Origin of the sequence: Rhodococcus sp. APC 3903 (genome assembly GCF_030407755.1) — a bacterium.
Taxonomy (GTDB): Bacteria; Actinomycetota; Actinomycetes; order Mycobacteriales; family Mycobacteriaceae; genus Rhodococcus_F; species Rhodococcus_F erythropolis.
Map to the genome: position 1 here is coordinate 75199 of NZ_JASDCV010000002.1, position 20120 is coordinate 95318.

Here is a 20120-nt window from a genome sequence, read left to right on the forward strand (position 1 = left end):
TGGTACCCCGCACTTCAGTTCGCGCCTGACCAGGGAGAACAGTATGAAGATCGGACTCGTAGGTCTCGGCAAGATGGGTTTCAACATGCGTGAGCGCTTGCGCGCGCATGGCCTCGAGGTGATCGGATACGACCCTCGACCGGAAGTCACCGATGTCGGGTCACTTGCCGAACTCGCTGCTTCCCTCGAGGGACCTCGAGTCGTCTGGGTGATGGTTCCGGCCGGTGAAATCACCCAGAGCACCATTGCCGAGCTGGCGGATGCCCTCGAGGGCGGCGATCTGGTCATCGACGGTGGGAACTCGCGCTACACCGACGATGCTGTCCATGCCGAGCTTCTGGGCGCCCGTGGGATCGGTTTCCTCGACTGCGGTGTCTCCGGTGGCATCTGGGGCCGTGAGAACGGCTACGGCCTGATGGTTGGCGGATCCGAGCCCGACGTGGCAAAGGCAATGCCGATCTTCGACGCCCTTCGCCCCGACGGCGACGCTGCAGACGGCTTTGTCCACGCCGGTCCCGTCGGTGCTGGTCATTACGCGAAGATGGTGCACAACGGCATCGAATACGGCCTGATGCAGGCGTATGCCGAGGGGTACGAGCTCCTCGAGGCGGAAAGCCTGATCGCGGACGTTCCGGGCGTGCTCCGAGCTTGGTCGAAGGGAACCGTCGTACGCTCGTGGTTGCTCGATCTGCTTGTCGACGCCCTCGAGGAGGATCCGGAGCTTGCGCAGATCACGGGCTATACCGAGGATTCCGGTGAGGGCCGCTGGACGGTAGAGGAAGCTATCAAGCACGCTGTCCCCGCTCCCGTCATCTCCGCTGCTCTGTTCGCGAGATTTGCTTCACGACAGGATGATTCACCGGCCATGAAGGCGGTGTCGGCCTTGCGTAATCAGTTCGGTGGTCACGCGGTCAAGAGCGCTTCGCCCAAGAATTCGGCTTCTGGAAGCTAAGTGTTCGTTCGTAGATTTTCGCTGCGGGACTTCCGATCCTGGGATTCGCTGACGCTGGACCTCACGCCGGGAACAACTGTCTTCCTCGGTTCGAACGGGCACGGTAAAACCAACGTCCTCGAGTCACTGGGGTATCTGTCCACGCTGTCGTCTCATCGAGTGTCCACGGATGCACCGATGATCCGCAGCGGTTCCGCCAGTGCTTTTGCTGGTGCAACGGTGGTCAACAACGGGCGCGAACTGACCATCGACGTCGAACTGATCGAGGGAAAGTCCAACCGCGCCAGGATAAATCAGTCACCGACACGTCGTCCGCGTGAAGTGTTGGGGATTCTTCAGTCGGTGATGTTCGCGCCGGAAGATCTGTCGTTGGTTCGCGGTGATCCTGGTGATCGTCGGCGCTATCTCGACGAGTTGTTGACGTCGCGGATTCCCCGAATGGCTGCCGTCCGTGCGGATTACGACAAAGTGCTGCGTCAGCGCTCAGCCCTACTCAAAACTGCTGGTGCGGCTTTGCGCCGCGGTTCTCGTGGTGGCGAGTCCGACAACGTCCTCTCCACCCTCGAGGTGTGGGACGGGCATCTGGCCGCTCACGGCGCACAATTGTTGGCCGGGCGCCTCGAGTTGGTCCATGATCTGGCGCCCCACCTGGCGGAGTCGTATCGTTCCATCGCACCCGAATCCCGGCCGGCGTCGATTCGATACAAGAGCAGCCTGGGTTCCTCGTTGGATCCCGAATTCACCGATCCTGCAAGGATTTCCGGAATCGACGACGTTGCATACCTCGAGGAGAGATTCCATCTCGAGTTGGCAGAGATGAGGTCGAAGGAAATCGATCGCGGAGTGTGTCTGGTCGGTCCGCATCGGGACGACCTGGAGTTGGTTCTCGGCGACAGTCCGGCGAAAGGCTTTGCCAGTCATGGTGAATCGTGGTCATTCGCACTTTCGCTGAGACTGGCAGGTTTTGCCCTGTTGCGCGCGGACGGCAGCGACCCGGTCCTGATGCTCGACGACGTATTCGCCGAATTGGACCGTCGTCGGCGTCGTGCGCTCGCCACCGTTGCGGCTACCGCAGAACAGGTGCTGATCACGGCCGCCGTTCCCGAGGACGTACCGGACGAACTCGAGGCGGCCAAGTTCGGCGTCGAAGCCTCCGATACCGGAGACGGTCGGATATCCCGGATAGTGCCCGTAGGCTCGACGGATCAGGAGGTCGAGTTCGATGACTGACAGCAGCGCGGCCCCGGAGCCCGAGCTCAAGGGGATCGATCTGGCGCGCCGTGCCCTCGAGGAGGCACGCGCGACAGCTAAAGCCAACGGCAAGGCCGTCGGGCAGGGGCGCTCGTCGCCCAAATACGGAAGTGGCCGCCCGCGTCGACGCAGCGGTTGGTCCGGCCCCGGCCCGGATGCGCGGGACCCTCAGCCGTTCGGTGCTCTCACCAGCGCTATCTCCAAATCGCGTGGGTGGTCCCCCAAGGTGTCCGAGGGCACGGTCCTCGGTCGGTGGCCGCAGGTCGTCGGAGAAGACATCTCCGCGCACGCCGAGCCGATCTCTCTGAAAGAAGGTGTTCTCAGCATCTCCGCCGAGTCGACGGCTTGGGCTACCCAGTTGCGCATGATGCAGTCCCAGATTCTGGCCAAGATCGCTGCTGCCGTCGGTGACGGCGTCGTGAAGACACTGCGCATCACCGGTCCGAGTGCGCCTAGCTGGCGCAAGGGCGAAAGGCATGTGAAAGGCCGCGGACCTCGCGATACGTACGGCTGAGGAAAACTCAACCAGGACCTGGTTCTACCTATTACTTCGTGTTACAGTTAAAACTCGCTAGTGAGTGAACTGTGTCACAAGGCTGTCGTTCCATCCCGATCGGCAGGCATGAAGGAGTAGCTAGATGTCGCAGAAGATATCGACACCCGCTTCGTCGTTCGCCGAGCCGGATCACATCCTGTTGCAGGCTCGCAATGTCGAGTTCGACTGGTCCGATCTGCCCATGCACTGGATTCCGGGCGATCCGTTCAGCACACACGTTCTCAACGTGCTTCACCTCCTCCTCCCAGCCGGTGAGGAGTGGTTTGTCGAGACCTTCAAGGAAGCTCTTCCTCTGATCGAGGACGAGAAACTCCGTGAAGACGTCGTCGGATTCATCGGCCAAGAGGCGATGCACTCCAACGCGCACTCGGGTGTCCTCGTCCATCTGAAGGAAAACGGCCTGGATCCGACGCCGTACACCCAGCAGATGGAGTGGGCATTCTCGAAACTGCTCGGACCGCGCCCGATGACAGGTCTGCGCGCCGAGAATCACCTGGTGGAGCGTCTGGCTATCATCGCGGCCATCGAACACATCACTGCTTTCCTCGGCGACTGGGTGCTCAACGCCAAGGGGCTCGACAAAGCCGGCATGCACCCGACCATGCTTGATCTTCTTCGCTGGCACGGCGCCGAAGAAGTCGAACACCGCGCCGTCGCGTACGACGTGATGCGCTACTTCGACAAGCGTGAGACCCGCCGGATCCGTACCCAGATCCTCGTCACGCCCGCAATCGTGTGGCTGTGGATTCGCGGTACCCGGTTCTTGATGCGCAACGATCCCGAGCTTGCCGCTCAGGCTCCCAGCCGTCGACGACCCCACCTGTCCGATTTCATCGCGGCCGGAAAGCGTGGCACAGTTCCCACGTCGTTCGAGCTGGTCAAGCGGATGTCGACGTACTTCAGCAAGTCCTATCACCCCAGTAACGAGGGCTCGACCGCCCAGGCGGTGCAGTACCTGGCGTCGTCACCCGCAGCTCAGGCGGCTGCACGGTGATTTCACTCTCGAGGGTCAAGGACGTCATCTCCGGGCACGACGGGTTGCCGCGTTTTCCGGCGCCACCCGATTTGTCCGGAAAGAACCGTCCCGACCGTGCCATGCGCATCACGGAGTTATTGGCGGACAAGTACCTTCGGGTGTTGACGGCCTACGACTACAACCCCGAGATCGCTGGCCACAACCCCGACACGGCCATGAACATGGTGGTCAGTACGCGTGAGGTGGTGGCGACCGACGAGAACGTCGTTCGCCTGCGCTTCGAATCCGCCGACGGTTCACCGATTCCGCCGTGGCATCCGGGTTCGCACCTGGACTTCCATCTACCTTCGGGTCTGCGGCGCCAGTATTCGCTGTGCGGCGACCCGGCCGATCGCACGGGTTACAGCGTCGCGGTTCGTCGGATCCCCGACGGCGGTGGCGGTTCCATCGAGATGCACGCTCTCAAGCCGGGTGAGCACGTCACGGTACGCGGCCCTCGCAACGGATTTCCCTTTGTGGGTGAAGGCAGTGCACTGTTTGTTGCCGGCGGTATCGGTATCACGCCGATCATCGCAATGGTCCGTGCGGCAAGAGAATTGGGAATGGACTGGTACTTCGTGTACTCGGGCCGCTCTCGTGAATCCATGCCGTTCCTCGACGAGATCGCGAGCTGGGAACCCGAGCGTGTCTTCGTGCGCCCGGACGACGAGTTCGGATTGCCCACCACCGCAGACCTTCTCGGACGAGCGCCGGTCGGCGGCGCCGTGTACTGCTGCGGCCCGACGCCGATGCTCGACGCCGTCCGCCGCGGATTCCGCGATACACCCTCCACTGCTTTGCATTTCGAGCGGTTCGGGGCTCCGCCGGTGATCGACGGCAAGGAATTCGAAGTGCAGCTGGTCAATTCGGGTCAGGTGCTCACCGTGCCCGCCGACGAGTCCGCGCTCGACGTCATCAAGAAGACATTGCCCGGTGTCGGGTACTCGTGTCAGCAGGGTTTCTGCGGAACCTGTCGTGTGAAGGTACTCGCGGGCAAGCCCGATCACCGCGAAAGGCGTCTGACCGACACCGAACAGGAAACGGAGATGCTCATCTGCGTATCCCGTTCCGACGGTGGACGTCTCGTTCTCGATCTCTAGATATTTCCCGACTCCGAAGGGTTCGACAATGTCCAAGCACTCTCCTGTCCATGCCGTGACCGCGCGTCGCGTGACCAACGGTTCCGTCAGCCTGGCAGTGTTCGAGCAGGGCAAGGCAGACGGCGAGACCATCGTCCTGGTGCATGGTTGGCCCGACACCCATGAATTGTGGAACCGCATCGTGCCTTTGCTGGCAGACGACTTCCGCGTCGTCAGCTACGACAGCCGCGGGGCCGGTGAGAGCACCATCCCCTCGAGGGTGCAGGACTACCAACTGAGCGCACTGGCCGGCGATCTTTTTGCCGTCATCGACGCGGTCAGCCCGGGCAAGCCGGTGCACGTCCTGGCACATGACTGGGGATCCGTGGAAACGTGGGAAGCGGTCTGCGAGCCGGGTGCCGAAGAGAAGATCGCGTCGTTCTCGTCCATCTCGGGCCCCAATCTCGATCATCTCGGCAAGTGGATCCGGGCGAGCGTGTCCAAGCGTCGTTTCCTCGGCCCGGCGGCGCAGGGAATTGCGTCGGCCTACACCGTTCTGTTCCAGATTCCCGGGCTGTGCACCCTCCCGTTGCGTCTGTGGTTCTCCAAGCACTGGCCGGCATTTCTGGGCTTCTTCGACGGTCTGGAACCTCGTGTGGTCAACACCGCGCCCACCATCGCCGACGACATGGTGAACGGACTCAAGCTTTATCGCGCGAACATCCGGCCGTCTCTCGGCAAGCCGCGGGATCGGTACACGGACGTGCCTGTTCAGCTCATTCTGAACAAGTACGACAAAGCCGTTCGTCCGGTGGGATACGAAGACACCGAAAAATGGGTCTCCGACCTGCAGCGACGTGAAATTGCCGCGGGACACTGGTCGCCGTTTTCACATCCGAGCGAGGTTGCCGAACATGCGCGGGCATTTATCGCGAGCCTGAGAGAGCGTCGCTCGGAGAAGCAAAGTTCCTAGCGTTTCACCTTCAGGGGATCGTAAAAATTCGTCTGCGGCGCAGCCAGGGGTGTCATTGGCCGCTTCTAGTCGGTGCTTACCAGTAAGATGGTCAACGGTAACTAGCGGCAACATTCTCGAACCCGCTCCGACGACACCCGCAAGGGCTTGCTGACGGCTGCGCTCGAGTATTGACGGAGAAGGAGAGCTACCCACCCGTGGCTGCCCAGAAGTCAGATACAAGCACTTCCAGCAAGGACTACAACGCGTCGTCCATCACCGTCCTCGAAGGACTCGAGGCGGTACGTAAGCGTCCAGGCATGTACATCGGTTCCACCGGTGAACGCGGCCTGCACCACCTCATTTGGGAGGTCGTCGACAACTCGGTCGACGAGGCGATGGCCGGACACGCCACCAAGGTCGAGGTCACTCTCCTCGAAGACGGCGGAATCCGCGTCATCGACGACGGCCGTGGCATCCCGGTCGGCATGCACGCCTCCGGAGTACCCACCGTCGAGGTCGTGCTGACCCAGCTGCACGCCGGCGGCAAGTTCGACTCCGACTCCTACGCCGTCTCCGGTGGTCTGCACGGCGTCGGTATCTCGGTGGTCAACGCGCTCTCCACCCGGCTCGACGTCGACATCAAGGTCGACGGATACCGGTGGCAGCAGACGTACACCGATTCCAAGCCGGGAGAGCTCGTACAGGGCGACCCGACGAAGGAGACCGGCACCACCGTCAGTTTCTGGGCTGATCCCGAGATCTTCGAGACCACCCGCTACAACTTCGAGACCGTTGCGCGTCGTCTGCAGGAAATGGCCTTCCTCAACAAGGGCCTGACCATCACGCTGACCGACGAGCGCGCCGAGGTCATCGACGACGAAGCTGCCGAGGTGGCCGAGGCTCCCAAGTCTGCTGCCGAAGAAGCCGAAGAAGCTGCTCAGGCAGCGCCGCGTAAGTCCAAGACCCGTATCTACCACTACCCCGGTGGACTCGAGGACTACGTCCGGCACATCAACAAGAGCAAGACCCCGATCCACAACTCGGTCGTGGGATTCACCGCCAAGGGCACCGGCCACGAGCTCGAGGTCGCAATGCAGTGGAACTCCGGCTACTCGGAGTCCGTGCACACCTTCGCCAACACGATCAACACCCACGAGGGTGGTACCCACGAAGAGGGCTTCCGCGCCGCACTGACCGCAACGGTCAACAAGTACGCGCTCGAAAAGAAGCTGCTCAAGGACAAGGATCCCAAGCTCACCGGTGACGACATCCGTGAAGGACTTGCGGCCATCATCTCGGTGAAGGTCGGTGAACCCCAGTTCGAGGGTCAGACCAAGACCAAGCTCGGCAACACCGAGGTCAAGTCCTTCGTACAGAAGGCGTGCAACGAGCACCTCGCGCACTGGTTCGAGGCGAACCCCGCCGACGCGAAAACCATTGTGAACAAGGCTGTTTCGTCGGCGCAGGCCCGCGTCGCCGCGCGTAAGGCGCGTGAGCTGGTCCGTCGTAAGAGTGCGACCGACCTCGGTGGCCTGCCAGGCAAGCTCGCCGATTGCCGCTCCAACGATCCGGAGAAGTCCGAGATCTACATCGTGGAGGGCGACTCCGCAGGCGGCTCGGCCAAGTCCGGCCGAGACTCGATGTACCAGGCGATCCTCCCGCTTCGCGGAAAGATCATCAACGTCGAGAAGGCGCGTATCGATCGCGTACTCAAGAACACCGAAGTCCAGTCGATCATCACCGCGTTCGGCACGGGCATCCACGACGAGTTCGACATCGCCAAGCTGCGCTATCACAAGATCGTGCTCATGGCCGACGCCGACGTCGACGGTCAGCACATCGCAACGCTGCTGCTCACGCTGCTGTTCCGCTTCATGCGGCCGCTCGTCGAGCACGGCAAGGTCTACCTCGCGCAGCCGCCGCTGTACAAGCTCAAGTGGCAGAAGGGTGCGCAGCCGGAATTCGCGTACTCCGACCGCGAGCGCGACGCGATGGTCAAGGCAGGCCTCGAGTCCGGCAAGAAGATCAACAAGGACGACGGCATCCAGCGCTACAAAGGCCTCGGCGAGATGAACGCCAAGGAGCTGTGGGAAACCACGATGGACCCGACGGTGCGCGTTCTGCGTCTCGTCACGCTCGACGACGCGGCTGCTGCCGACGAGCTGTTCAGCGTGCTGATGGGCGAAGACGTCGAAGCACGACGCAGCTTCATCACCCGAAATGCCCGGGACGTTCGTTTCCTCGACGTGTAGGCCTGCGGCCCTGTGAGCGGTTTCGGAGTCCCAGGACTCCTTTTCCGCGCACAGGGGCTTGCCCCCTCTTTTAAGAAAGTGAGCTCATGACCGACACCACGTTGCCACCGGACGGTCCGCAACACGACCGGATCGAACCGGTCGACATCCAGCAGGAAATGCAGAACAGCTACATCGACTACGCCATGAGCGTCATCGTCGGTCGCGCTCTGCCGGATGTCCGCGACGGACTCAAGCCGGTGCACCGCCGCGTGCTCTACGCGATGTACGACAACGGATATCGCCCAGACCGCGGATACGTGAAGTCTGCCCGACCGGTCGCCGAGACCATGGGTAACTACCACCCCCACGGCGACTCCTCGATCTACGACACGTTGGTCCGTATGGCCCAGCCGTGGTCGCTCCGTTACCCGCTCGTCGACGGTCAGGGAAACTTCGGATCCCGCGGCAACGACGGCGCAGCCGCCATGCGTTACACCGAGTGCAGGCTCACGCCGCTCGCGATGGAAATGCTGCGCGAAATCGACCACGAGACAGTCGATTTCACCCCGAACTACGACGGCAAGACGCAGGAACCGACGGTTCTGCCCAGCCGTATCCCGAACCTTCTGATCAACGGTTCCAACGGCATCGCCGTCGGTATGGCCACCAACATTCCGCCGCACAACCTGCGTGAGGTTGCCGAGGCCATCTACTGGGCGCTCGAGAACTTCGAGGCGGACGAGGAAGCCACCCTCGCGGCCGTCATGGAGCGCATCAAGGGACCCGACTTCCCGACGCACGGGCTCATCGTCGGTGGACAGGGCATCCAGGATGCCTACACCACCGGCCGTGGCTCAGTTCGTATGCGCGGCGTCGTCGAGATCGAAGAAGATGCCAAGGGCCGCACCACGATCGTCATCACCGAGCTGCCCTACCAGGTCAACCCGGACAACCTGATCACCTCCATCGCGGAGCAGGTTCGTGACGCGAAGATCGGTGGCATCTCCGACATCCACGACGAGTCCTCGGACCGCGTCGGCATGCGCATCGTCGTCACCGTCAAGCGTGACGCCGTTGCCAAGGTCGTGCTGAACAACCTTTACAAGCACACCCAGCTGCAGACCAGCTTCGGCTGCAACATGCTCTCCATCGTCGACGGAGTGCCGCGCACGCTGCGCCTCGACCAGATGATCCGTCTGTACACGACGCATCAGCTCGAGGTCATCGTTCGTCGTACCAGGTACCTGCTTCGCAAGGCACAAGAGCGCGCCCACATCCTGCGCGGTCTGGTCAAGGCCCTCGACGCTCTGGACGAGGTCATCGCCTTGATTCGTGCGTCGCAGACCGTCGACATCGCTCGCGCCGGATTGATGGAACTCCTCGACGTCGACGAGATCCAGGCCGACGCCATCCTCGGCATGCAGCTGCGTCGTCTGGCCGCCCTCGAGCGTCAGAAGATCGTCGATGAATTGGCCGAGATCGAACTCGAAATCGCGGACCTCGAAGACATTCTGGCTCGCCCGGAGCGTCAGCGCGCGATCGTTCGTGACGAGCTCAAGGAAATCGTCGACAAGTACGGCGACGACCGTCGTACCCGCATCATCGCCGCCGACGGAGACGTCAACGACGAGGATCTGATCGCCCGCGAAGACGTCGTCGTCACGATCACCGAGACCGGTTACGCCAAGCGCACCAAGACTGATCTCTACCGATCGCAGAAGCGCGGCGGCAAGGGTGTTCAGGGTGCCGGCCTCAAGCAGGACGACATCGTCTCGCACTTCTTCGTCACCTCGACGCACGACTGGCTGCTGTTCTTCACCACGAAGGGCCGCGTCTACCGCGCGAAGGCTTACGAGCTGCCCGAGGCGAGCCGTACCGCTCGCGGTCAGCACGTTGCCAACCTCCTGGCCTTCCAGCCGGACGAGCGCATCCAGTCCGTCATCCAGATCAAGACGTACGAAGACGCGCCTTACCTGGTGCTCGCCACTCGCAACGGTCTGGTCAAGAAGTCCAAGCTCACCGACTTCGACTCCAACCGCAGCGGTGGCATCGTCGCCATCAACCTGCGCGGTGAAGACGAACTGGTCGGCGCTGTTCTCTGCTCCGCCGACGACGACCTGCTCCTGGTCTCGGCACAGGGCCAGTCGATCCGCTTCTCGGCCACCGACGAGGCACTGCGTCCGATGGGCCGCGCCACGTCCGGTGTCCAGGGCATGCGTTTCAACGGTGACGACGAGCTGCTCTCGCTCAACGTCGTTCGTGAAGGAACGTTCCTCCTGGTCGCCACCTCGGGCGGTTACTCCAAGCGAACCGGCATGGAGGATTACCCGGTGCAGGGTCGCGGCGGCAAGGGCGTGCTCACGATTCAGTACGACAAGAAACGTGGCACTCTGGTCGGTGCGCTCATCGTCGACGACGACGACGAGCTGTACGCGATCACCTCGGGCGGCGGCGTCATCAGGACGGCTGCCAAGCAGGTTCGTAAGGCGGGACGCCAGACCAAGGGCGTGCGTCTGATGAACCTCGGCGAAGGCGACACATTGCTCGCGATTGCGCGCAACGCCGACGAGCCCGAAGAGCTCGCTGCAGAGACCACCGACAACGCAGACAATGCCGATGGAGCTAAGGAGTCCTAGTGAGCACTCCCAACCAGCCGGGCAGTGACCAGAAGAGTGAAAGCACTTCAGGTTCGACGCCACCGAAGCCGGAGCAGGCAACTGCTCCGGCGGGGCCGCAGACCTCGAAACCTGCAGCTCCAGCGGACGGCGGACCCAAAGCTTCCGAGGCAGCTCCGGCGCCCAAGGCACCGGAGCCGCCTCGCGGCCCGTCGGATTCGGCCCAGAAACCGGCGGCTGCGGCTCCCGACGCCGCGGGTGCGGCCAAGGGTCAGGCTCCTTCCGTTCCTTCTGTGGCTCCGGCTGCGCCGGTAACCCCGGCGAAGGGTGATGGTCAGGCTCCGCCGCAACCGGTTGCCAATCAGGCTCGCGGCAGCCAGGCACCGCCGTGGCAGCGGGGACCCCAGCCGTCAGGCCAGCCTCAGGGGCAGACATCTCAGGCGCCGAAGGCTCCTGCTCAGAACCCGAGTGCTCAGAACCCCGCTGTTCAGAACCCGGGCAAGGCTCCGGCACCGCAGAATCAGGCTCCGCAAAGTCAGCCGCAGACCAACATCACGCGCCCGGCCGGCGCTGGTGCTCCTGCAGGTCGACAGGCAGCTCCTGCTGGGGGTAAGCCGCCTGCGGGTCCGCAGCGTCCTGCTGCGGCCGGCCCGGCACAGGGTGGTCCGGCACAGGGTGGTCCGGCCAAAAACCCCGCGCAGGGTGGTGCGCCGAAGGGGCAGCCGCAGGCGGGTCGCCCCGCTGCCGGTGCACAGACAGGTCGTCCTGCCGGCAACCCGTCGGCGCGACCTGTCGTGACGGGCACGGCGGCTGCCGCAGCTACCGGTGGCGTCGCCGGCGCAGCGGCAGCCAAGGCTGTTGCACCCTCGGGCGCAAATCCCAAGGCTGCAAATGCCACGGTCGCCAATCCCACCGTCGCTAATCCGAAAGCAAAAGCCGCCGCGATCGACGGGCCGACTCGGCACATCGATCGCAAGGATCTGCCGAAGGACATGCCTGACCTCTCCGAGGCCAAGCATCCGTTGCCTGCTGCGGTGAAGGGTGAGAAAACTCACGCCGTATCGGCCTCGGTCGTGGACGGTGCGCCACTGCGCGCAACGGTCCAGATCCGTCGTATCGACCCGTGGTCCACGCTCAAGATCACGTCCGTGATCTCGGTATCGCTGTTCTTCGTGTGGATGGTGGCCGTCGGACTGCTCTACGTCGTTCTCGACGGCATGGGCGTCTGGGATCGCCTGAACAACGCGTTCACCGACATCGTTGCCGACGGCGGCTCCGACGGTCTGGTGACGGCCGGCCAGGTGTTCGGCTACGCCGCGCTGATCGGTATCGCGAACATGGTGCTTTTCACGGCACTCGTCACGATCGGATCGTTCATCTACAACCTCTGCAGCGACCTGGTTGGTGGCGTCGAGGTAACTCTCGCCGACCGCGACTGACCTGCGAAAACATTGCTCCGCCGGGCCCGTTTTGGTGTCAGCGGCCCGGTGGGGTAATCTTTGGAATCGGTTCAGGGGCCTATAGCTCAGGTGGTTAGAGCGCTTTACTGATAATGAAGAGGTCGGAGGTTCAAGTCCTCCTAGGCCCACTCCCATGTGCCGAAGAAGGGTTGCTGGAATGAAGGTTTTCCTGCTTGTCGGGGCCGGAATTCTGGTAGCTCTCGGGGTCACCAAGCTGATCAAAAGTCAGCGCGGAGACAAGGTTTGGCACGATTTGGAAACAGGATAGAACCTAGGTACTCTGACTCCGGTCAGAAAACCGAACGGGGCCTTAGCTCAGTTGGTAGAGCGCTGCCTTTGCAAGGCAGATGTCAGGAGTTCGAATCTCCTAGGCTCCACAGTAAGAAAACACCCTCCCGGGATCCGGGAGGGTGTTTTTTTGTATGCCGATGTGCCGATGTCCGGCCAGCCGGTGCCCGACTCGTGGCCTCCCCCTTTTGAGCGAACGGCACTTTCGGCGCACTGAAGGCGATGAACATGCCGTTCGCTCGGAGTGGGGTGGCCAGAACAGCGCCCACTATGGACCGTTCGTCCCGAATTCTCCGGAAAGTCTAGTGGTCATAACCAGCCGGGCGTAGCGTGAGGAGAACCCAATTTCAGGAGGTTCGTAGTGCTTCACAACGACATTCCCAGCCACGGTGAAATTGCCGCACTCGCGGAGGTGGAAGGGCCCACCTGCATCACCATCGTGACTCCGACTGAAGATGCGCCGCAGGATCATGACAAAGCGCGCATCGCCTTCAAGGACCAGGTCCGCTCGGCGCTCGCATCGGTGGAGGATCCGGCCGAGCGCAAGCTGTTCGAGGCCGAATACGCAGAGCTCGACGACGACGACGATTTCTGGCGCTTCCAGTCGCGCTCATTGGTCACGTACGCGACGCCGGAGCGTCTGGTGACCTTCCGCCTCCCCAACCGTCTGCAGGCGCTCGAAACGGTCAGCGATCGGTTTCATCTCAAGCCACTGCTCCGTTCGGTGACCTTCCCCCAGACGGCGTTTGTTCTCGCTCTCGCCGAAGGTTCGGTGCGATTGATCGAGATCGCCGCCGACCAACCGGCCGACGAGGTTCGTGTTCAGGGAATGCCGAAGAACGCTGCGGATCACGCGGGTAAGTCCTCGATCAACAGCCGAACGGAAGCCGGTCGGCTCTCGGGTTCGGACAGCCGAAAGCTGCGCGTCAATCAGTACGCCCGCGCAGTCGATCACGAGGTCCGTGGTGTCCTCGCCGGCCGCGACGTCCCCTTGATCCTGGCCGCTGCCGAACCCATCGCGTCGGTGTATCGCTCCGTGAATTCGTACCGCCACCTGGTCGACAAAACCGTCGAGGGAAACCCGGAAGCCTTGTCGACGCAGGAGGTGGCGGACGGTTCGCGTCCGGCGCTCGACGATTTCCACGCCGAGCAGTTGGCGGCGGTGCGGGACACCTTCAATGTGCGCACGGAACAAGGTCGCACTCAAACCGACGTCGCCGACGTGGCAACGGCCGCGACGTACGGACAGGTCGACACCGTTTTCATCGACATCGATTCCGTTGTACCCGGAAGTCTCGATCCCCAGACGGGCGCTCTCACGACCGGTGAGTCGACCAACGGAAGTACATACGGGGTCGTCAACGAGATCGCTCGTCGTGCGCTCCTGACGGGTGCTCGGGTCCTCGCTGTTCGCGCCGAGGACATTCCGGGCGGCGGCGCAGTTGCCGCGATTTTGCGCTTCGCCCCGTAAACAGACTGGACGCGTGTGCGCTTCGTGACCTGATTCGGGCACGGGGCGCATACGATTCCGGCATGAAACGTGTGTGGGAACGGCTGCGCCTCTACTGCAAGACGCTGCACCCGGTCGGGCTTGCCTTTGCTCTGGTCTTCTTCACCTGGTCGATGAGTCCTTCCCTGTTGCCGCGCGCGTGGTACTTGCAGGGCGTTGCGACGGGCATCTCGCTCGCGATGGGATACGGCGTCGGCGTGACGGTTGCCTGGATGATCCGCAAGTGCGGCGTCGAACCGCAGTGGTCGGATCGCACCAAGAAGATCGGCTGGCGAGTCTTGTTGGCCGCGGCCGTCATTCTGGTTCCGACGTTCTTGGTCCTCGGTTCGTGGTGGCAGCAGATCGTTCGCGATCTTGTCGAAGCTCCTCGCACCAATCAGGCGAATTACCTTCTGGTGCTGCTGATTTCGCTCGGAATCTGGTTCATCCTGCTCGAGGCAGGCCGTGGTCTTCGTTTCACCACCAACAAGCTCACCGCCGTCGCACTTCGGTTCGTTCCCCTCGAAGCGGCGAAGGTCGGCAGCTTGATCGTCATCTTCGCCATCGGCATCTTCATCGTGAACGGTGCGCTGTACAACGGGTTGATTGCCTTCGCGAACTGGAGTTTCTCCGGTGCGGATCATGAAACACCGGACGGCATCGAACAACCCTTGATCGCTGAGCGCAGTGGTTCACCGATGTCCGCGGAGGCCTGGGATTCGCTCGGCCAGGAGGGGCGCACCTTCATGGGCAGCGGTCCCACCGCGGCCGAGATCACCGCGTTGACCGGACGTGAAGCGAAGCAACCGATCCGGGTGTACGCGGGACGCGAATCCTCGGACTCGATCAACGGTGTCGCACAGCGGGTCGTCGACGAGTTGGAGCGCACCGGCGGATTCGACCGCGGAACCCTCGCGGTTGTCACGACCACCGGCCGCGGTTGGGTGAACGAGGACGTCGCGTCGGCGTTCGAGTACGTCGAGGGCGGGGACACGGCGATCGCGTCGATGCAGTACTCGTTCCTTCCGAGTCCGTTGGCCTTCATCGCCGACCGTGAGACGCCGATGATTGCCGGTCGCGCACTGTTCAACGCGGTGTACGCCAAGTGGATCGACCTGCCCGTGGAGACGCGACCCGAGCTGGTTGTCTTCGGTGAGAGCCTCGGCTCCTACGGTGGCCAGGCCGCATTTGCCGGCGCTCAGGACATGATGACGCGCGTCGACGGCGCACTGTGGGTCGGAACGCCCAACTTCACTGCTCAGTGGCAGGAAATCACGGACAGCCGCGACTCGGGCTCACCGGAGATCCTGCCGGTGATCGACGGTGGCCAGGCGATTCGGTTTGCCGGTGATCCGGAAGATCTGGAGCTGAAGTCCGACTGGGACGACGATCGCATCGTGTACTGGCAGCACGCCAGCGACCCGATCACATGGTGGTCCTTCGACCTGCTGCTCAACAAGCCGGATTGGCTCAAGGAACCGCTGGGTCGCGACGTGGATCCGGGAATGACGTGGGTACCTCTCGTGACCTTCTGGCAGGTAACCCTCGACATGGTCTTCTCGGCTGACGTCCCGTCCGGGCACGGTCACAATTACGGCGAGGATGCAGCGGACATGTGGGCCAAGATCCTGCACCCCGAGGCGTGGACCTCGGCTGATACCGACAAGCTTCGTTCGCTGCTGACCTCCAATCTGGAGCCCACGAAGTAGTCGTAAACGGTTGTAAGTCAGCCTGTTAAGGCGAAAACCTCACGAAAAAGTGTTACGTGAGGTATGTGTTACTCTGCGTTCGCTGTGTGCCAAGCCACAGCGCAGGCGAGCGTGGGGAGATCGAAACGTGAAGAGCAGAGCATGGTGGGCGGCCGGGGTTTCCGTCGCGGCACTGGTCATGGGTGCTGTGACGGCCCCTGCCGCAATGGCGGAGCCGGCGGATTTCTACACGCCGCCGTCGGAGCTTCCGGCAGGTGCCAACGGAGATCTCATCAAGAGTGAGCCGTCACCACTGCTGCTGAGCGTGCCCGGATCGAACGGTGCGTGGCCGGCAACCGCCACCAAGATCATGTACCGAAGCGAGGACGCCAAGGGTGCTCCCGTTGCCGTGACGGGGACCTACCTCGAACCGTCGAACCCGTGGACCGGGCAGGGGGCGCGTCCACTGGTTGCCGCAGCGGTAGGAACGCATGGGCAGGGCGATCAATGCGCTCCGTCCAAACTGTTCAACACCGGTATCGAGTACCAGTTCCCGACGGACGTCATGGTCGGCTACGAGTCCATCTGGGTGAACACGTTGCTGCTCAACGGCATTGCCGTCGTAGTCACCGATTACGAGGGCCTCGGAACTCCTGGCGATCACACCTACGTCAACCGCGAAGCCGAAGCGCACGCGGTTCTGGACTCGGTGCGTGCCGCTCAGCAACTCCCGAACACGGGCATTCCCGCCGACGGCCCCGTCGGACTGTGGGGTTACTCGCAAGGTGGTGGAGCTGCCGCTGCCGCAACGGAATTGAAGCCGTCGTATGCTCCCGAGCTTGATCTCAAGGGCACGTATGCAGGCGCTCCGCCCGCCGATCTGGCGGCGACGCTGCAGCAGGTCGACGGCACGTTCCTCACCGGAGTGATCGGCTACGCGCTCAACGGGATCCTTGCGCAGTACCCCGAGGTTCAGCCGCTGCTCGACGCCGAGATCAACGATCGCGGCCGACAGATGTTGGCCGCCACCAAGAACCAGTGCGTCGCCGAAAGTGGATTGCAGTTCGGCTTCCAGCAGTCGTCGAGCTTCACCAATTCCGGTGAATCACTCTCCGCAGTTCTGGCGCGTCTACCCATGGCGCAGGCGATCCTCGACGAGCAGAAGATCGGCAAGCTGACGCCGGAGTCGCCCGTGCTCATTCAGCATGGCCGCTCCGATGACATCGTTCCGTTCGGTCAGGGACAGCAACTGGCGCGAGACTGGTGCGGCAAGGGCGCGGCGGTGCAGTTCTCCGTCAACGAACTGCCCCCGATCATTCCGGGCATGGCAATCAATCATGCAACGCCGTACCTGGTGGGTACACCCGAATCCGTCGGGTACATGATCGATCGCTTCAACAACGTCCCGGCACCGTCCAACTGCTGAACGTGAACATCGAAAAGCCCCGGAACACAATCTGTTCCGGGGCTTTTCGTGTGTCGACTAAGCGGTCTTCTCGGCCGAGTTCTCTTCGAGCCGAGGGGGTGCGGAAGCGACCGGCGGATGCTCGCGTCGGCGGCTCTTGAAGAACACCGCGCCACCGATCACCGCAACACCGGCGATGACGAACACGGCGACGCGCTTGCGGCCGCGAGGCTTCTCGGTGCGTTCCGCGGACTTCGTGGGGATAGCCTTTGCGCGCTCGACGCCCTTCTTGGCGAGGACCTTGCCCTGACGACCCAGGAACAACCCGACCTGCCCGGCACCGCGAGCGACCGACGTCGCGACCACCGCGGCGATGCGGCGAGCGTTGTCGGCTGCCTCGGACTCCTTGATACGAGCCGCTGTCTCTTCGAGGTAGGCGGCAGTCTCGTCGAAGGTGTCCTCGACGCGGGCGCGCGCGTGATCGAAGGTGTCGGGCAACTGCGTGCTGAGGGACTCGGTCACTCGTGTCATGACTTCACTTTGCCACAAGGGCTGTACCGGGGTAGGTCGGTCGCAGATCGGACTTACGATGGATGAATGTCGACCTCCCCTGCACGGTCCCGTCGAAGCCCAGGCCGACCTGCGATTACGTCGACAGAGGAGATTCTCGATGCAGCGGAACGGGTGGGTTTGGACCGCCTGACGCGGGCGGAGGTCGCACAGGTCCTGGGCGTTTCCGCTGCGACGATTCGCCATCACGTCGACTCGACCGATCGTCTGTACTCGTTGGCGTGTGCGAGAGCTTTCGGACGTCTGCAGTTGGATTCGGATTCGAAGTCCTGGCAGGACTACCTTCGGACGCTAGGTCAGCGGTTCGCTGAACTCGTGACTGCCACGCCTGGGCTCGAGGACTATGTGCTTCGAGGGCCTTACGAAGAGGGCACTCTGGCGCAGTTCGAGCGAATCATGAATGAGGTACTTCTACGGAAGCCTGAATTTGACCGTGCAACAGCACATTTGCTCGGCTCTCGGACACTGATCATTTCGGCGGCACTGCATACACCGGCGCGCAATCGTTACCCGGATTCGCAGTATCCGAAGCCTGAGACTCTCTCGGCTGTTGTTTCCTGGACGCTCGACGCCTTCCTTGTCGGTGCCGAAAAGATGATCGATTCCGGCCTCGTTCCTACGGTCGTTCCAACTCCTGACGCTTCTTGGACTCACATTTCGGATCACTGATGCCCTTCCGGAATAGGAAGGTAAGGCAACCCACATTAATTATTGCTACTGTGGCAATTATGAATAGACACAGGTGGAGGCCAAGATTCCTCGGCGCGGCCGGGGCCGCGTTAGTGCTCGCGCTCGCTGGATGTTCGTCATCGAACACGAACCCGGACGCTGACGGAAGTCCCGCAGCGAGGGGAACCTATCCGGTGACCGTGAGCACGGAATCCGGAGACGTGATCATCGAGTCGGCACCTGAACGGATCGTGACTTTGGGGAACCCGGCGTTCGAGAACGTCGTGGCGCTGGGATCGCACCCCGTGGCCGCGAGCGTGACCAACATCGACAAGCTTCCCTATCTGGCGGACTACGTGGGAAATGAGGCGCTCGACGAGTCCTTGGCTGACATCTATGCAGGGCAAGTGAATTTCGAGCGGATGCTTGCGGTCGAACCGGATCTCATCATCGCGCCTGCCTGGCCGGTTTTCACCGAGCCCGCAACGTTGGAGCGGCTCCGAACGATCGCTCCCACTTTGATATTCGACATGCAGGATGCAGACAACGATTGGAGAGTCGGCGTTCAGCAGGTCGCGGATGCGTTGGGCAAATCCGAGCAGGGTGGGGAGTTGATCACCTCGGCAGTCGACGAATTTACGGGTGTGGCTGCGTCGAACCCAGGACTTGCGAGGCGGCCGTACTCATTCGGGCTTTACTACAAGGAGCAGATTTCGTTGGGATCGGGCGGAAACATACTGCGCCTCTTCGGAATGAAGCCGGCGGAGGACCAAGCCGCGGTGGAATCGACGGGAACTCCGGTGACGTATTCGGGTGAGACCGCGGGTGACGTCGACGGTGAAGCGGTACTTCTGATGCCGTCACCACGGGATTCCATCGCGAACCTCGAACAATCGCCTTTCTGGGAGTCGAATCTGAAATCCCGCGTCGTATGGCTCAGTGATGCGCAGGGTGAGGCGATCAACAATGCGGGTGTACTTGGAAAGACGTGGCTGCCGGGAAACCTGGGTACCGCGTTGGGACAGTTGGGTTAGTCGAGCGTGGACAGGGCGAGAGAATCCCGGTTACCTGCGGGCATGGTCATGACCGTTGCCTCGATTGCCGAGGTTGAACAGCGAACGGACGACACCGTTCGAGTTGTGTTGCAGTCGAGCGAGTTCGGAAACCTGAGCGTTCGTGGGGCGGCGCCGGTGTTCAAGTTGTTCGTGCCTCGGGAGCCGGCGGACGAGATGATGCTCCCCACCTTGGGGTCGGACAAACTCGCGGTTCCCAGTTGGGAGGCCGACCCCCGGCGTCCGATCGGGCGTTCCTACACAGCAATCGATTTCAATCCTGGCGATCGTAGGATCACGTTCGATGTCATAGATCTCGGGAAGCCGGATTGGTGGCTCAACCGGACGGGCGTAGGCAGTCGCGTTGGGGTGATCGGATTCAAACACGAACTCGTCCTTGTTCCGGGCGTCACTGACGTCGTTGCAGTCGGCGACAGATCTGCGCGCCCTGCTGTCGGATCCTTGACGAATCTCGCCGAACAAGTCCGAATACACAGTTTCACGGGTCCGTCAGGCGAGCACGGATTCCCTGATATCGAGTGGGTGGACATAGTCGATCGGACCAAGGCGCAGACAGAATCGACAATGTTGTGGATCGGCGGAGAGAAAAGCTGTGTCGCCCGCTTGCGCAACCAAGCGATCGAAAACGACCTACCACCGTCCCGGATTGTCGCATTGCCGTACTGGTCGGCGGGGCGAACGCGCGACGAGTTCGATCATGCTCTGTACCGGCTGTACCAACGCGCAGCTGCGGACGGAATCGACATTTCCGATCCGGTCGTTGCCGCCGACATCGAACTGCAGTGACGCATGCCTCGTCGCACGGAATTGGCAGGCTCACA

At 62.4% G+C, this 20120-nt stretch carries 16 protein-coding genes and 2 tRNA genes; 17 read left to right on the forward strand and 1 reads right to left on the reverse strand.

Annotation, left to right across the window (positions count from 1 at the left end; translation table 11 throughout):
• Positions 1-43 precede the first annotated feature (43 nt).
• The 14 genes from gnd (at position 44) to QMA15_RS02920 (ending at position 17008) form a co-directional block, all read left to right on the forward strand.
• A complete protein-coding gene (gene gnd, locus QMA15_RS02855; RefSeq protein WP_019746211.1) occupies positions 44-952 on the forward strand; it encodes a phosphogluconate dehydrogenase (NAD(+)-dependent, decarboxylating) in 909 nt (302 codons plus the stop codon).
• Positions 953-2182 carry a DNA replication/repair protein RecF gene (recF, locus tag QMA15_RS02860; RefSeq protein WP_020967977.1) on the forward strand — a complete coding sequence of 410 codons (1230 nt, stop codon included), beginning with the start codon at positions 953-955 and terminating at the stop codon, positions 2180-2182.
• Complete coding sequence (locus QMA15_RS02865) at positions 2175-2717, forward strand: DUF721 family protein (protein ID WP_290283641.1); 543 nt, start codon at positions 2175-2177, stop codon at positions 2715-2717. Before recF ends, QMA15_RS02865 begins: the two co-directional genes overlap by 8 nt.
• Positions 2718-2841: 124 nt before the next feature.
• Positions 2842-3753, forward strand: a complete 912-nt coding sequence (locus QMA15_RS02870) for a metal-dependent hydrolase (protein ID WP_007729174.1) — start codon at positions 2842-2844, stop codon at positions 3751-3753.
• Positions 3753-4874 (forward strand): PDR/VanB family oxidoreductase, encoded by a 1122-nt coding sequence (locus QMA15_RS02875; protein WP_042950189.1) that lies wholly within the window; start codon positions 3753-3755, stop codon positions 4872-4874. The genes QMA15_RS02870 and QMA15_RS02875 overlap by 1 nt, the downstream gene beginning before the upstream one ends.
• A 28-nt stretch (positions 4875-4902) precedes the next feature.
• Complete coding sequence (locus QMA15_RS02880; protein WP_290283642.1) at positions 4903-5826, forward strand: alpha/beta fold hydrolase; 924 nt, start codon at positions 4903-4905, stop codon at positions 5824-5826.
• A gap of 197 nt (positions 5827-6023) precedes the next feature.
• Entirely contained in the window at positions 6024-8060 is a 2037-nt protein-coding gene (gene gyrB, locus QMA15_RS02885; protein ID WP_003942515.1) for a DNA topoisomerase (ATP-hydrolyzing) subunit B, read from the forward strand.
• Between the two features lie 86 nt (positions 8061-8146).
• Positions 8147-10678: a DNA gyrase subunit A gene (gyrA, locus tag QMA15_RS02890; RefSeq protein WP_019746215.1), complete on the forward strand. Its 2532-nt coding sequence runs from the start codon at positions 8147-8149 to the stop codon at positions 10676-10678.
• Entirely contained in the window at positions 10678-12096 is a 1419-nt protein-coding gene (locus QMA15_RS02895) for a DUF3566 domain-containing protein (protein ID WP_097386586.1), read from the forward strand. The genes gyrA and QMA15_RS02895 overlap by 1 nt, the downstream gene beginning before the upstream one ends.
• Before the next feature lie 75 nt (positions 12097-12171).
• A tRNA-Ile gene (locus QMA15_RS02900) sits at positions 12172-12245 on the forward strand.
• Between the two features lie 176 nt (positions 12246-12421).
• Positions 12422-12494, forward strand: a tRNA-Ala gene (locus QMA15_RS02905).
• Positions 12495-12766: 272 nt separating this feature from the next.
• Entirely contained in the window at positions 12767-13876 is a 1110-nt protein-coding gene (locus QMA15_RS02910; RefSeq protein ID WP_290283643.1) for a hypothetical protein, read from the forward strand.
• A 62-nt stretch (positions 13877-13938) separates the two neighbouring features.
• On the forward strand, positions 13939-15603 hold the full coding sequence (locus QMA15_RS02915) for an alpha/beta-hydrolase family protein (RefSeq protein ID WP_047890115.1): 1665 nt from the start codon (positions 13939-13941) through the stop codon (positions 15601-15603).
• Between the two features lie 127 nt (positions 15604-15730).
• A complete protein-coding gene (locus QMA15_RS02920) occupies positions 15731-17008 on the forward strand; it encodes a lipase family protein (protein WP_092765172.1) in 1278 nt (425 codons plus the stop codon).
• Positions 17009-17065: 57 nt separating this feature from the next.
• Here QMA15_RS02920 and QMA15_RS02925 read toward each other — a convergent pair whose 3' ends face one another.
• Positions 17066-17518, reverse strand: coding sequence for a hypothetical protein (locus QMA15_RS02925; RefSeq protein ID WP_019746221.1), 453 nt, complete (start codon positions 17516-17518; stop codon positions 17066-17068).
• 66 nt (positions 17519-17584) lie between these two features.
• On the opposite strand from QMA15_RS02925, the gene QMA15_RS02930 reads away from it, so the two are divergent.
• The 3 genes from QMA15_RS02930 to QMA15_RS02940 all read left to right on the forward strand — a co-directional run bounded on the left by QMA15_RS02930 (position 17585) and on the right by QMA15_RS02940 (position 20085).
• Positions 17585-18226: a TetR/AcrR family transcriptional regulator gene (locus QMA15_RS02930; RefSeq protein WP_133728217.1), complete on the forward strand. Its 642-nt coding sequence runs from the start codon at positions 17585-17587 to the stop codon at positions 18224-18226.
• A gap of 194 nt (positions 18227-18420) precedes the next feature.
• Positions 18421-19260 (forward strand): ABC transporter substrate-binding protein, encoded by an 840-nt coding sequence (locus QMA15_RS02935; protein WP_216637107.1) that lies wholly within the window; start codon positions 18421-18423, stop codon positions 19258-19260.
• A gap of 42 nt (positions 19261-19302) precedes the next feature.
• Positions 19303-20085, forward strand: a complete 783-nt coding sequence (locus QMA15_RS02940; protein WP_070796694.1) for a siderophore-interacting protein — start codon at positions 19303-19305, stop codon at positions 20083-20085.
• The last annotated feature ends 35 nt before the right edge of the window (positions 20086-20120 follow it).